Origin of the sequence: Haloplanus aerogenes (assembly GCF_003856835.1) — an archaeon.
In the GTDB taxonomy this organism is placed as follows: Archaea; Halobacteriota; Halobacteria; order Halobacteriales; family Haloferacaceae; genus Haloplanus; species Haloplanus aerogenes.
In genome coordinates this window covers 915,467-929,470 of record NZ_CP034145.1, presented here as the reverse complement: position 1 = coordinate 929,470, position 14,004 = coordinate 915,467, and the positions used below count along the sequence as shown (strand labels likewise).

12 protein-coding genes and 4 pseudogenes are annotated in these 14,004 nt (G+C 57.2%); 11 read left to right on the top strand and 5 right to left on the bottom strand.

What is annotated here, in order from left to right; all coding sequences use genetic code 11:
• Positions 1 to 72 precede the first annotated feature (72 nt).
• The gene (locus DU502_RS04875) at positions 73 to 1,065 is read right to left on the bottom strand and encodes an IS110 family RNA-guided transposase (protein WP_121919515.1); all 993 of its coding nucleotides are present in this window, start codon (positions 1,063 to 1,065) and stop codon (positions 73 to 75) included.
• A gap of 275 nt (positions 1,066 to 1,340) precedes the next feature.
• Between DU502_RS04875 and DU502_RS04870 the strand changes: the two genes are divergently transcribed.
• Positions 1,341 to 2,546, top strand: a complete 1,206-nt coding sequence (locus DU502_RS04870; protein ID WP_121919516.1) for a glycosyltransferase family 4 protein — start codon at positions 1,341 to 1,343, stop codon at positions 2,544 to 2,546.
• A 74-nt stretch (positions 2,547 to 2,620) separates the two neighbouring features.
• Here DU502_RS04870 and DU502_RS04865 read toward each other — a convergent pair whose 3' ends face one another.
• Both DU502_RS04865 and DU502_RS04860 read right to left on the bottom strand, forming a co-directional pair.
• Positions 2,621 to 4,450: an ABC transporter ATP-binding protein gene (locus tag DU502_RS04865; RefSeq protein ID WP_121919517.1), complete on the bottom strand. Its 1,830-nt coding sequence runs from the start codon at positions 4,448 to 4,450 to the stop codon at positions 2,621 to 2,623.
• Between the two features lie 300 nt (positions 4,451 to 4,750).
• Entirely contained in the window at positions 4,751 to 5,074 is a 324-nt protein-coding gene (locus DU502_RS04860; protein ID WP_241966790.1) for a transposase, read from the bottom strand.
• Between DU502_RS04860 and DU502_RS04855 the strand changes: the two are divergent.
• From DU502_RS04855 to DU502_RS18145, 7 genes and pseudogenes are all read left to right on the top strand, one after another.
• Positions 5,050 to 5,587: pseudogene (locus tag DU502_RS04855) on the top strand (bifunctional sugar-1-phosphate nucleotidylyltransferase/acetyltransferase); the annotation flags it as partial. The gene DU502_RS04860 and the pseudogene DU502_RS04855 overlap by 25 nt on opposite strands.
• A gap of 107 nt (positions 5,588 to 5,694) precedes the next feature.
• Positions 5,695 to 6,448, top strand: a pseudogene (locus DU502_RS18635) (sugar transferase); the annotation flags it as partial.
• 116 nt (positions 6,449 to 6,564) lie between these two features.
• Positions 6,565 to 7,209, top strand: a pseudogene (locus DU502_RS18960) (STT3 domain-containing protein); the annotation flags it as partial.
• 42 nt (positions 7,210 to 7,251) lie between these two features.
• Positions 7,252 to 7,781 (top strand): annotated as a pseudogene (locus DU502_RS18955) (hypothetical protein).
• A 254-nt stretch (positions 7,782 to 8,035) separates the two neighbouring features.
• Positions 8,036 to 8,323 (top strand): AbrB/MazE/SpoVT family DNA-binding domain-containing protein, encoded by a 288-nt coding sequence (locus tag DU502_RS04835; protein ID WP_121919518.1) that lies wholly within the window; start codon positions 8,036 to 8,038, stop codon positions 8,321 to 8,323.
• Positions 8,320 to 8,796 carry a PIN domain-containing protein gene (locus DU502_RS04830; protein WP_121919519.1) on the top strand — a complete coding sequence of 159 codons (477 nt, stop codon included), beginning with the start codon at positions 8,320 to 8,322 and terminating at the stop codon, positions 8,794 to 8,796. Before DU502_RS04835 ends, DU502_RS04830 begins: the two co-directional genes overlap by 4 nt.
• Before the next feature lie 266 nt (positions 8,797 to 9,062).
• Positions 9,063 to 9,239: a DUF7501 family protein gene (locus tag DU502_RS18145; RefSeq protein WP_166033629.1), complete on the top strand. Its 177-nt coding sequence runs from the start codon at positions 9,063 to 9,065 to the stop codon at positions 9,237 to 9,239.
• Between the two features lie 169 nt (positions 9,240 to 9,408).
• Here DU502_RS18145 and DU502_RS04825 read toward each other — a convergent pair whose 3' ends face one another.
• Both DU502_RS04825 and DU502_RS04820 read right to left on the bottom strand, forming a co-directional pair.
• Complete coding sequence (locus tag DU502_RS04825; protein WP_121919520.1) at positions 9,409 to 9,642, bottom strand: hypothetical protein; 234 nt, start codon at positions 9,640 to 9,642, stop codon at positions 9,409 to 9,411.
• Entirely contained in the window at positions 9,620 to 9,835 is a 216-nt protein-coding gene (locus DU502_RS04820; protein WP_121919521.1) for a hypothetical protein, read from the bottom strand. Before DU502_RS04820 ends, DU502_RS04825 begins: the two co-directional genes overlap by 23 nt.
• Positions 9,836 to 10,209: 374 nt before the next feature.
• Here DU502_RS04820 and DU502_RS04815 point away from each other — a divergent pair, with 374 nt between their 5' ends.
• The 3 genes from DU502_RS04815 to DU502_RS04805 are packed head-to-tail and all read left to right on the top strand — an operon-like array spanning position 10,210 to position 13,968.
• Positions 10,210 to 11,505 carry an RNA-guided endonuclease InsQ/TnpB family protein gene (locus DU502_RS04815; RefSeq protein ID WP_121919522.1) on the top strand — a complete coding sequence of 432 codons (1,296 nt, stop codon included), beginning with the start codon at positions 10,210 to 10,212 and terminating at the stop codon, positions 11,503 to 11,505.
• A gap of 52 nt (positions 11,506 to 11,557) precedes the next feature.
• Positions 11,558 to 12,358 carry an ABC transporter ATP-binding protein gene (locus DU502_RS04810; protein ID WP_121919523.1) on the top strand — a complete coding sequence of 267 codons (801 nt, stop codon included), beginning with the start codon at positions 11,558 to 11,560 and terminating at the stop codon, positions 12,356 to 12,358.
• Positions 12,358 to 13,968 (top strand): hypothetical protein, encoded by a 1,611-nt coding sequence (locus tag DU502_RS04805; protein WP_121919524.1) that lies wholly within the window; start codon positions 12,358 to 12,360, stop codon positions 13,966 to 13,968. Before DU502_RS04810 ends, DU502_RS04805 begins: the two co-directional genes overlap by 1 nt.
• Positions 13,969 to 14,004: the final 36 nt, after the last annotated feature.

The following is a 14,004-nucleotide window of genomic DNA, read 5'->3' as shown; positions in this document are numbered from 1 at the left end:
GACACGTGAGTGCTGTAGCGGTCGCTGTGCGGACGGAAAGTGAGCCTGTGCCTGAGCGATCGGACCGATCGCTCAGGCACTCACCCCCGGTGGATCGTATGGTTCTTTCCGCGTGAGCATATGGAAGATCGAGACCAGCATCTTCCGAGCCGTTGCGACGATTGCGATTTGGTGGTTCTTCCGCTGTTTCAACCGTGTGTAGAAATTCCCGAGATACTCGTCACATCGAACAGCTATGTTGGCACACTGGACGAGGGCCCAGCGCAACGGCGCTGAGCCCTCTTTGCTGATGCTTCCACGTATCTCTTTGTCACCAGACTGGTGGATGACTGGATCAAGCCCAGCGTAACTCACGAGTTGCTTGTCTTCGTCAAATCGCTCTATTTCACCGACTTCAGCGGCGATTACGGCGGCTGTATACTGCCCAACGCCAGGAATCGTCAGCAGCCGCTGGGCTGCTGGCGATTCCAGTACTCTCCGTTCGACCTTCTCTTCCAGCCTCTCGATTTGCTGGTCGTACTCATCAATGATGGAGAGGTGAGCCTCGAGAATTGCTCGATCCACGTCGCTGAGAGAGAGTTCCGCTAGGAACTCTCGACCAGTCGGCCCGAACAACTCGCTGTCGTAGGTGTTGTCGGTGCGTGTAAGGACAGCTCTGACGCGGTTTTTCTCAGCTGTCCGCGCTTCGACGAGGGACTTCCGAGTCCGGACGAGATCCCGCAGAACGCGGATCTCGTCCGGTGGCACGTAGCTCTCAGCGAGCATACCCGCCCGAAGCATCTGTGCGAGTCGTTTCGCATCGACGCGATCGGTTTTGACTGCCGCATCAGCAATGATCCGATTCTTTGATGGGTTAACGAGGGTAACATCGAGATGCTCGTCGAGCATCTCGTAGATCGGGCGGTAGTGACCGGATGCTTCGATAGCAGCTTCAGCACCGGTGTACTGCTCGGCGAGTTCGTCAAGGCGGTCGTTTGGCAAGCGAATCTCGTCTTGCAGGTTGCCGTCGCCGTCGACGACGGCAACCTGCGAGTACCGTTTGTGGGTGTCGATTCCGAGGTACATACAACGCCTCCGTTGGGGCTGCTTGCGCGTGAATCAGAGAGACACCTATGCGTGCTCTATGGCACAATTTTCTTCATCCTTTCACGGTGCTTGGATCGGTCAATCTAACGTGCTTACTGCACTTGTTGGTGCACGATCTCACTCAGCCCCTGTTTGGTGATTCACGCGCCAGGGGCTTAGTAGCAGGATTTTCATAGAGTCAATGTGCTTCCCCTGAGCGAACACGTTATTATAATATCCGCAAGATTTATTCTTTGTTGTTTCGGGTCTGTGGTATGCATATCTTGATGATTCTTGAGGGGGAGTATAAGGATGATATCCGTGTTCGGCGTGAAGCAGAGGGACTAGTCTCTAAGGGCCATAGTGTTCACGTGGTCTGTAGTCGCGGGAGCCAATCACAACAGCATGAATCCTTGAATTCTGTTCAAATAACTCGAATAGGTACAGATTCAAAACTAACTTGGTATCTATCTAAAGGCGTGTATTTAACAACATGGTATGATCCCATCTGGCTCCGTGAACTGCATAACCTATTACATGATGATGATTACGACTTCATATATTTTCATGATGTTCATCATGCGAAACTTGCAATAAGATTGGCGAAGTGGCACAATCTTAGAACTATTGCTGATCTACATGAAATATATTCTTTCGCCGTTGATGTCTGGCAAGAGGATTATTCGTATAAGCAGAAGTTGAAGCCAGGTATTTTTCTCCGGCCCGCGTGGCGTTTCAGACGAATGGAGGAATATGTAGTCACTTATACGGATGGTTTAGTGACTGTGAGTGAGGAAATTTTAGACTATTATTTAAATAAATATAATAAGCGAGATTTGCCGGCAAAAGTAGTTAGGAATGTTCCAGATCTAGATCGTCTTGACAATATGCCAGTAGAACCATTAGGGTATGAGGATGAATTTATTATCTCGTATATCGGGGGATTCTCCCCACAGAAAGGACTTGAAATCCCAATCAAAGCAATGTCTTTGATTAAGGAAAAGATACCACAGGTTAAGCTAGTCTTGGTTGGAGACGGCCAAGATGAATACGTCCAATCCTTACATCAGACCGCACTAAAGGAGGGAGTTGTGGATACAGTCGAATTTGTTGGGTGGGTTGATTTCGAACGGGTTGCTTCCTTTTACAATGTATCCGATTTAACAATTGTTCCTTTTGTTGATGATCCTGAGTCGCAACGAGCTCTTCCTAACAAACTATTTCAATCTATGGCGTTTGAAACTCCCGTTCTATCATCTAACCTCATGACTATGAAGCGTATTTTGAACGAAACAGAAGCCGGAATCACATTTGAACATTCACCAGAGTCATTTGCGGAAACAGTAGTTCGATTGTACAATGAACCGTCTCAGCGTTGTCTAATGGGCAAAAATGGCCGTCGTGCTGTTGAACAAAAATATAATATCAAAAAAGAAATAGATAATATCACACAATTATTCGATTGTATCGAGCCGAATTGAGATTTTCCGAATAGACTGGTGACAATGTTGGTATTTAGGTGGAGAATCCTCCTCAAAGCATCTCTTGCTCTGGATCACTGATCTCTTGTACCACCATCCTGTGACTGAATACCGTATAGTTCAGCATACTGTCCGTCGTTGTCGATCAACTCCTCATGCTGTCCCATCTCGACGATCTTCCCATCATCCACTGAATAAATTCGGTCAGCGTTCCTCACGGTCGAGAGTCGATGCGCGATCCCTACTATGGCGTAATCGCGATTCATGTTCTCAATAGCGGTCTGTACTTCTTCTTCCAGATTCGAATCAAGGTTGCTCGTTGCCTCATCGAGCACTAATATGTCCGCGTCTTTCAACAGTGCTCGAGCCAGTGCGACGCGCTGTCGCTGTCCACCTGATAACCTAACGCCGTCGTCCCCGAGTTGCGTCTCATACCCGTTCGGTAGGTCGTCGAAAAACTCATCGATCCTAGCGATCTGGGCGACGCGGTCAAGTTCCTTCTCGGAAACGCTCCTATTTCCGATGGTGAGGTTGTATCGCAACGTATGGTTGAAGATGAACGGATCTTGTCGCACTACGGCAATTTGTGAGCGCCACTCGTCAATGTCCATCTCGTGAATCGGTCGATTGTTCGCCCGAATCTCGCCGGAGTCTGGTTCGTACATACGGACAAGCAATGAGATGATTGTGGACTTTCCGGCTCCAGAACGTCCGATGAGTCCAATAAACTCACTTTTTTGGAACTTGAAGGATACTCCTGCGAGTGCTTCGTCTTCCTGCCCCTCATAGGAGAAGTACACATCATCGAAATCAACAGTTTGAATCTCGTTTGGTACAGGCTCTGAATTAATCATTGGTTCAGCATTTTGTTCGAGTTCGTCAATGAATTTCTGCGTTCGGACGAGATGCGGGAGGTTATTCTCAATCCGGTAGAGTCTTGAATTCAAGCCGCTTGCCTTTGGTCCGAGTCGGAACATTGCAAACAGGAATACCCCCAATGCACCAAGTGAGAGGTTCGCGAACGTGAGTGCGAGGTAAATAAGAATAAATACGGAGACTGCGGTCAAGAGGTTGTAGAAGTTTTGTATCGCCTGTTCGTTTCGTCGTAGCCTGATCTTTGACTCAGCGTACTGGTTGACACTATCGCGGAAGTCGTCAAAGAGTTCATTTTTCAGACCGAACAGTTTCGTATCGCGAATCCCTTGTGTCCCTGCTTGAGCGGCTTGCTGGACCCGCTCGTTCGCGTCGGCGACCTTATCTCCGAGTTCGTATCCTGGTTCGATAACATATCGAAACAGCACCGCAATGCCGCCGAGGAATATTAGAGTAACGAGCGCAAGTACCGGTGCAATAGCAAATGCGACCACGAGATACATCAGCGTCAGGAATCCCTGTTCGATGAAATTAATAACGAATCGAATCGTCCGGCCCGCGTACTCTGACTGCGTGACAATTGCGTTTAAAATGTCGTCTGAACCTTCTTGATCGAAGTACTCGATACGTGCGTCAAGTGCATTGTCGAACGATTCACGCTGAAGATATCGCGTGTAATCAATAGCTAGCGCGCTCCACATCCATCGGACGAAGAATGTCAACGTCCACCGAACAATTAGGACAGCACTCACGCCAGCAACGACGAATCCTAAACTGAACGGGAGTCCAAAAAACTGATACACGGACACGAACACTCGTATGATCCCGTCTGCCTGCTGTGCCGGGTCACCCGATGATTGCACGATTTCGACGATGGGCAGAATGAATCCGATTCCGATACCCTCTAAGAGTGCCGCAAAGACGCCTCCGAAAATAATCCCTATAGTGAATTGCGGCCGGTATCTGGCAACCCGTAGAAGTGCATGAAGTTGATCGCGCCGGCCTACCGACGTATGGTCGGTTTCATTCATTACTCAGTGATTCAGTCCCGTATTATAAAAGAAATACGATAGAGTGAAAATTATACTGACCTTGACCGATGCACCAGTGCGTGCCTTGGAGTACGACAACCCTCACTACACGCACAATGAGGAGGTGATTTCCATCGTATGAGTGGCAGCCAACGGTGTGACAAAAAGACCTACGAACAGTTGTGACAGTGGACTTTCTGCACTATGACTTTCGAGACACGGCACAGGTAGTCTTCACTCTAACGTGAGAACCGTACCCCGATACTCTGGATAGTGTGCTGACCGAGCGCTAGTGCCGCTTCAAGCGTGATTTGTGGGATATAACTGACGGAGTTTGATACGTGCATCCTCGGCAGTGAACTGCCAGTCGATAGCTGACTCATCCTCATTTCGAGTGCGCTCCCACGCAGCGACCTCCGCACGGAGGGTCGCTGCGTCGGGAATACGACGATCGAGACATTCAGTAGTGAGTGCGCTGGACTCAATTTCGACCATATTGAGCCAGCTGCCGTGCTTGGGCGTGAAATAGAACTCTAGCTTCTCAAGGAGACGCCGTGTTTCTTTCGGTGGAAGAAACTCATAGAATGCGTAGGATTTGTGCGAATGAGTGGAAACTCGAAGAATGTCAGCGACAGATCCATGGAGAGGTCCATGCAGATGCAGATCTTCGGGGTCCCATTGTTTGAATCAGGAGCCACTGTCGATTCGGGGGTCGTTATTGAGGGTCCAGCAGTCCTGCAAGAGGGGGAAACTGTCGGGCCAAACGCGTATGTTCGGGGGACAACGCTACTCGGTCCCGACACAACAGTTGGCCATTCCGTTGAGATGAAAAATAGCGTACTCATGCGTGGCGCAACCGTTGGTCATCTCTCGTATGTCGGGGATAGCATCCTCGGTCGTGACGTAAATTTCGGTGCAGGTACGACGGTCGCCAATCTGCGACACGACGAGGAACCAGTCACCTGTACTGTAAAAGGCGAACGTGTTTCCACGGGCCGACGCAAGTTCGGTGTTGTGTGTGGTGATGGCGTGAAAACCGGTATCAACACGAGTCTGAACGCTGGTGTGGTTCTTGCAGGCGGTACCACGACCGCGCCCGGCGAAACCATCCTCAAGTCATCAGCGAATCGTCGCTGAAGCAGTGGATTTGGTGGGGACTCTTTGCCCTATACTCACATCCGGTTGCCTTCGACTAATTGAAAAGCAAACAGACCAGTAAGATTTTGATTGTGCTGTCGAAGTGTCTCGGCGGTCTCGCTCGCCTCGAGGACGTACTCATCGACCGCGATATCGACACCGTCGTCTTCGCCTTCGAGTACCCGGACCAGGAGGAGTTTCGGGTCGCTTGATACGTGTCATCGCATGAGGGTCAACGCCAAAGTCCACCACTGCCACGCCGATACGGTCCTCACGACGGGCCTCGAAACGGGTGAACTGGTCGACATTGACGTCGAACTGTGGGACTGGCAGAGCCACGTTCTCAAGCGCGCGTTCGACATCGCGTTCGCATTCGTCGGCCTCCTCCTCGTGCCGGTCATGTTCCTCATTGCTATCGCGATCAAACTCGACGATGGCGGGCCGGTCTTCTACGCGGAGTAGCGGACGGCTGAGTTCGGCTACACGTTCACCGTCTATAAGTTCCGGACGATGATTCCCGAAGGCGAGTCCGTGACACCTATCGACGACAAGCAAAACGACCGCATCACTCGAGTCGGGCGGATCCTCCGCAAGACGCATCTCGACGAAATCCCGCAGTTGCTGACGATCCTTAGCGGCCGGATGAGCGTCGTTGGCCCGCGTGCAGTGTGGGTCGACGAGGTGGTCGAAATCGAATCCGAAGTTAGCTCGTGGTGTCAGCGGTGGTTCGTCAAACCCGGGCTGACTGGCCTCGCACAGATAAACAACGTGACGAGTACCGAGCCCGACGGGAAACTTCGGTACGACGTGGCGTACATCCGGCAGCTCTGGATGGTATTCGTTGACGCGCTCCGTCTTATGCGATACGTGATCGTGCGCGGGCATATCTCGGTAGACGAGCGGCTATATGTATCTGCATCCCCACTGTCCGGTCGAATGGCGGTGAAGGAACCAGACTATTTTGAGTGGAGGAAGAGATGAGCGAAGCCAAGTGGTCCGACGAGCCAGCGGATCGGGCAGACCGACAACGTCGCATCCCCGTCCGGACGGCCCTCTTGCTCGCCCTCGCGCTCGTTGTCCTCGTTCGCCTCCCGACGATTCAGGAAGTGTTCCGCGACGATTGGATCGTCCTCGCTTCGAACGACCCCTATCTCTACCGCTACCTGGTCGATCAGGCGCTGTTGAACGGACCGCTTCCGTCGCTCCCCGACCGGGCGGTCCAGGGCGAACCGCTCCTCGTCGCGGCGCTTTCCGTGGCGGCGTGGCCGTTCGGCGCGGGGACGTGGGGATCGGGATTTGTCGTCGCGTGGTATCCCGTGGTCGCGGCGGTGCTGACGGCCGCCTTCGTCTACGGCGCCGCCGCGCGACTCACCGGCGACGTGCGCGTCGGCCTCGCGGCGGCTGGACTCCTGGCCGTCACGCCGGCTCACGCCTACCGGACTGCCCCCGGGGTGGCCGACCACCACGCCTTCGACTACGTGTGGCTCGCGCTCACGGCGCTGGCAGTCATCGAACTGCTCGCACGAAGTGAGCGTGACCGCCGGACGTGGCTCGCGTCGGGTGCGCTCGCCGTCGCGGTCGCGGCCCAAGCGCTCGCGTGGGAGGCTGCGCCGCTCCTGCTCGTTCCGCTCGCCCCCGCGCTCGGCCTCGTGGCCCTGGTCGAGATTCGTCGGCCGGGACCGGAACGGCTCGCGCCGGTCGTCGCCGACACCAGCGCGCTCGTCAGCCTCGCTGTTCCCCGTGCCGACGCGGCCGTCAATACCGACGTTCCGGCCCTGTTTCAGTATCTTCTCACGTCGTGTGACGTGTTCCTGCCACCGGAAGTTGTTGCGGAGCTCCGCGACATTACGCAGTATCAGGACATCCACGCCGCCGTTGCGAGCAACGTCCTCGAGCCCGCAGCCACTACACGGTCGACGATCCCTGCGAGCGCGACGACACCCCAGACACCCGGCCGACGTTCGGCCTCGATGACGGTGAAACCGACGGGATCGTCCTCGCGAACACGCTCGATGTTGACGGCTTTCTGACCGACGAGTTCGGCGGGACGAACTTTCCATTCATCCATGCTGTGCTTCAGGGGCTGCGGATCGTCCCGACGCCACGGCTGATCATCAATTACGCCCGCAACGGGCATATGACCCGGGCGGAAGCGAGCACACTGATCACGACGATCAGCCTGCACCGTAGTTGAGAGAACAGCCCCTACGTCACGCAATTGCTCCAGCGTTTCGAAGCGTAGCCATCTTCCTACAAGGAGAGAATCTCGCTGTTTACGGTGTTGACGAGACGCGAATCGTCTCGTTCACCCACCAGAACGCTTTGCGTTCTGGGGACGGGATTGAAGACCGCCAGCGTGCGTTCTGGAGAGACTGAGCGTGTCGACGTATCGAAGTTCGAAAATACCCGTAATACCTATTATGTATTACTTCATATGCTGGGCGGAGGATGCCACGCGTTACGACCAAGGGCCAGGTTACGATCCCGAAGGAAATCCGCGAGACACTCGGCATCGAGCCCGGCGACGAGATCGTGTTCGAAGAGACCGACACCGGCTATACGATCCGGAAGCACGAACCGACAACGGCAGAGGGTGGGGACCCTTTCGAAAAGTACCGGGGGAGCGCTGAGAGTGACGAGACGATGCCCGAGCGGATGCGGCGACTTCGAGGGGAGTACCCCCGTGACATCGGTTCGGAGGCAGAGAGCGACGTCGAGGGGGAGACTGACGCGTGATCACGGCAGTCGATACGAACACGCTGCTCGCGATCCTGTACGAAGATACGCATACTGACGCGAGCGAGACAACCCTCCGGCAGGCCTATCAGGAGGGCAAACTCGTGATCGCGCCGATCGTCTATGCCGAACTTGCCGCTGACGGCCATTTCAACACCGAATCCGAATTGAACGAGTTCCTCGCCGATTTCAGTATCCAGCTGGGAGAGCCATCTTGCGACGCACTGTTTCGGGCCGGCCAACAGTTTCAACGCTACACGTCACACCGACCAGACGGACTTCAATGCCCGACCTGCGGGCGCAAACAACAGGTTGTGTGCGAGGAGTGCGGGGAAGACTTAGCGCCAGGCCAGCATATTGCCGCTGACTTCCTCATCGGCGGTCATGCTGTCGTCGACGCTGAGTCACTGATCAGCTTCGATAGTGACTTTTACGAGACGTATTTTCCCTCGCTGACTGTCCACCCAGAGTGAGTTATTTACGGCGAAAGCCGTGGGTGGAATCCGACGGTTCCTTGCGGGGCTCGATTATGAACTTGCACGTGCGGCTCCGACGCAGCCGCTCGACAGTCGGAAACGCATCGTCCCAACCTACGGGAATTTGAGTAATTCCACTGAAATGGGGAATAGACAAACGAGACAACAAGAATATTGGCCATATTAGCTGTTATAATCGGACTAATATCACACAAAAACAGCTAGAACATACATTTTTAGTCCTACAACGCGACCGTGCGTGTATGGCAGCGAGCGAAACGTGGACAGACCCAAACCAGTGCCCGTTCTGCGGTCAGGAACTCCCGTCGCCCGGCGAGGGCTTCGTGCGCCACCTCGACGAGAGTGAGGCGTGTGACGGGGGGTATAGCGTCTGGCGCCAGCGAATCGCCGACGACATCCGCGGCGGCTGGTCGGGATGATGGCACCGTCACCACGACGGCCGAGCGTCAGCTAGCGACGGAGGATGTATTCGGAGACGGACGCTTGCTGACGGGGACGATCATCGCGATGCTCCACCGGAGAACGAGCAGTGGAACAGTGGCGGAATCGACGGCTTCGTTCGGCAGAGAGGGCCCCACGGACGACCAGCTAGCGGGAACGTTCACGACCGGCCCGGTCTACGCGCTGGCGGTGTTCGATATCGATGTCGGACTGACGGGCCGATTCGAGCTGTGAGTCGACGAGACGGTTCTGCTGTGCGCCCCAGTCGTCTGGCTCGTGGGATTTGATGTAGTCAACCCAGCGTTTGATGCCAGTGAGGCGTTGCTCGCGGTTCCGTTCGTGCGTCGCCTCGAGTGAATCACGCGCGTTCGAGTCGGTCATAGTCGTCCTCGACGTTGAGTTTCGTCACCCACCGTTCGAGTTCTGGGGTGCTAAGCGTTTCCTTGAACATCGCATAGAGATGTACTGCATCTTCGAAGTCCTTCGGCGCACCCAGATAGAGTTTGTAGGTAATCTGTAGTTCGAGGGGTCCGATGGGAAGCGTCGCCTCGACGCTGGTGAGTTTGGCGGTCATGTTGTGTTTGAGCGAGCCGTAATCGTACTCGTCGCGGACAACCCATCGCTTGCCTATTTCCTGTTTCCGGATTCACTTGAGGGATTCTGGCAATTATCTAAATCCTGATTTCATTAATCATGATTTTACAATCTCGAAGTGCTAAATTCAGCATACTCGGTGAGGCTGTTGAATGTGCAACCATGAACGCTAGAATGAGGGGATTTCCCTCACAGGGTGAGCTGAGAACGTTCTGCTCGTTCTGGTCGAAAGGTGCTTTGAACGGCAGTTGACGCCAATTTCGAGCCTGTGATGCAGTTGATCCACGCTGGGCGACTTCTTCCCCTTGCTAACCTCAATGATTATGAAGGAATACGTCGATATATAAAACACGGATGGGGGATATGATTCGCACTGTCCAAGTCAAACTCAACGTACCCGACGAGCGGTGCGATGACCTCCATCGGACGAAAGACCAGTTCCTCTACTGTGCCAATACTACTGCGGAATGGGCATGGGGATGTCAGAATGTCTACTCCATAACCTCGAAACAGAAAGCCGAGAGCGCCCTGTACGATCAACTCCGTGGCGAGACAGAGTTAACGGCGAACCTTGTTCAGAAAGGGATTCGACGTGCTATCGAGGCCACGAAAAGTGGGGTCGCTCGACTCAAAAACGGCGAGAACACGAGTCAACCGCACTTCGATGCCTGGAGCATCGTCTACGACAAACGTTCTGCGACGTTCCACCGGGACCACGTATCGCTGTCGACCGTGAACGGTCGCGTCGAGTGTGACTACATAATACCCGACGATACTGCGGGAACGCCGATTGGTGAGTACCTGCTGAACGAGGACTACGAGTTCCGTATGTCAACGGTACAGTACGACCGGCCAACAGAGTCGTTTTACCTTCACGCTCGAATGCGTCGAGTCGAACGTGACGAGCAAGAGCAGTCCACGACTGATTCTTCCGATGCCAAGCACAGAACAGTCCTTGGCATTGACCTGAACGTGGACGGCTCGCTCGCCGTAACTTCGACCGGTGCGTTCATCGGAAACGCCGACGAGATGAATCATCGACGCCGTGAATTCGAGAAGACTCGCGGATCGATGCAACAGACAGGCACGCGCTCGGCGCATCTGTCGATACAGTCGATGAATGACCGTGAACATCGCTGGATGCAGGACGAACTCCACCGCGCCTCGAATCGGATTCTTGACGAAGCACGCGACCACGACTGCACGCACGTCGCGTTCGAGAACCTGACCGATATTCGTAATCGAATGGCTGGTGCAAAGCGATTCCACGCATGGGCCTTCCGTCGCCTCTGCCAGTACGTCGAATACAAGGCCGAGATGTCCGGTATCGAGGTTGCACAGGTGAGTCCGGCGTACACGAGCCAGCGGTGTTCGTCGTGTGGGTTTACTCACGAGAACAATCGGCGGTCGAAACACCAGTTCGTGTGTCAGAAGTGTGCATACCAACTGAACGCCGATTACAACGCGAGCAAGAATATAGCTCGCAAATTGCTCAAAAGTCTCCATTCGGGGCAGAAGTCTTCGGGTGGAGGCGCACCCTGTCAGTGTGCGCTATCGTCAGGGACGCTGAACCTGAACGGCGAGTTCCACGCCTCCGTCAACACGACGGCAGAAGGGGAGTCCACTGACAAGCCACGACTTCAGTCGTGAGTCACTGACGCCTCCGCAACGATTAGGGAGCGTCGGCCGGAACGGCCGGGCGATGCCCTCCACCGACATCGCCATCGAGGCGACCGACCTCCGGAAGACCTACGGGTCGGAAGTCGCCCTCGACGGCGTCTCGTTTTCCATCTCCGCCGGCACCGTCTACGGCTTCCTCGGGCCGAACGGCGCGGGGAAGACGACGACGATGCGCCTCCTGACCGGGCTCTCCCAGCCCACGTCGGGTGCCGTCCGCGTCAGTGGCACCCCCGTCGACGACCGGCGCGCCCTCGCCGCCCACGTCGGCTACCTGCCCGAGACGCCGCCGCTGTACGACGAGTTCAGCGCGCGCGAGCAACTCGACTACGTCGCCGACCTCCGCGACATTCCGCCGAATCGGGCCCGCGAGCGCATCGACGACTACCTCGACCGCTTCGACCTCGCCGACGACGCCGACAGGCGGATCGAGTCGTACTCGAAAGGAATGCGCCAGAAGACGGCGTTCGTTCAGAGCGTTCTGCACGACCCCGACGTCCTCTTTCTGGACGAACCCACGTCGGGGTTGGACCCGCGTGCGGCCCGCCGCATCCGCGAGTTCGTCACCGAGTTCGCAGACACCGGCACGACCATCTTCCTCTCGACACACATCCTCCCGGTCGTCGACGCCGTCGCCGACGAGATCGGCGTCCTGTTCGAGGGGCGCCTCGTGGCCGAGGGGACGCCCTCGGAGGTGAAAGCCCGGGCCGAGATGGACGAACACAGCTCGCTCGAAGACGCCTTCCTCGCGGTCACGAGTGAGGGGGCAGGTGCGGGCGACGGCGAGAGCGAGCATGCAGACGATGTCACGGCGGCCGACGGCTGATGAGTCTCCGCCACGACCTGCGTCACGGCCGCCGAATCGCCCGCGCCGAGTTCGTTCGGAGCGTCCGCGGCTACCTCCGGAACAAGCGCCGCCTCGCCGGCCTCGCCGTCGCCCTCCTCTTTTTCGGCGGTAACTTCCTCTTCGCACTCCCGACGGCGTACGTCCTCGGCCTGTCGGCGCGGTCGGCCGACGCGATTCCGTACTTCGCCCCCGCCGCGACGGCGGGTCCGGTCCTCCTCGTGGCGCTCGCGACCCTCCGGACGCTCGAACGGATCGGGCAGATCGACGCCGCGGACCTCGTGCTGACGACCGTCCATCCCCGTGCCGTCGTCCTCGGCCTCGTCAGTGCCGAAATCGGGCGTCTGGCGCTGTGGTTCGGTATCCCCGTGACAGCCTTTGCGACGGCGTTCACGCTGGGCCTCGGTGCCCCGTCGCTCCTCCTCTCGGCGGCGCTCGTCGCCGTCCCGCTCGTCTGCTGGGCCGCCATCTGGGGGTACGCCCTCGGGATAGGTACCCTGCGCCTCTTCCGTCGTCTCCCGAGCGCCCGCCGCGCCCTGAAGATCGGCGGCCTCCTCACGGTGGCCGTCGTCGTCGTGGCGTCACAGTTCGTCGGTCAGTATCTCGTCCGGGAGGGCACCTCGGTCGACGAATTCGTCTCGGCGCTCACGGTCGCGCCGGTCGTCGACTACGTCGCGCTCGCGTTCGTCGGGACGCCGCTGGCCCGGCCGCTATCGCTCCGCGCCGTGATCGTCCTCGTCGGGCTACTCGCGCTCACGCCCGTCGGCCTCGTCGTCGCGACACGGCAGGCGTCCCGGCTCTGGTTCACCGACGCACCGGGACGGGCCGGCACCCGCCAGCCCCGCACGTCGTCGGGCTGGCTCGCGGCCCCCGCACCGTTCGCGTGGCGGAAGACCGGCCGCGTCGCGTGGGCGTTTCTCCTCCGCGCACGGCGCCACCCGCAGGAACTCGCCCACCTCGTGATGATCCTCTTCTTCCTCGGTCCGCTGGGCACGACAGTCGCCCAGTCGTCGAGCGACGCGCTCGGCCCGCTCGTCGCCGCCGCCGGCGCCGGCTTCGGGACGTATCTCGCCGGCGCAACCTTCGGGTTGAACCCGCTCGGCGACGACCGGCCGCAGATGCCGCTCCTCTTGCTGACCGCGACTGACACTCGCACCCTCGTCCGGGGGCGGTCGCTGGCGGGCCTCGCCGTCGGCGTTCCGGTCGCCGTCCTCGTGCCCCTCGCGTCGGTTCTCGTCGGGACGGCTCCGGCCCACGCTGTCGGCTTCGCGGCGGCGGGGAGTCTCATGTGCCTCGCAGCCGCGGCCTTCGCCGTCGGCCTCGGCGCCGCCTACCCCATCTACGAGGAGCGGGAGTTCTGGGGGACCGAAACGGTCGTTCCGTCGACGCTCGTGATGATGGGGTACATCTTCGTCGTGGGCGGCGGGACGGTAATCGGGTTGGTCGTCACGTGGTACGTCCTCACCGGCCATCTCGTCCTCACGCCCCTCCTGCTCGCGGGGCTCGGCGTCTATCTCGCGCTGACCGGGGGCGTGTCGTACGGCTCGTATCGGTACGCACTCCGGCGGTATCGGCGGTACACGTTCGACTGAAGCGCTGCCGTCCACGTACTCGGTGCGGTCCCGTTC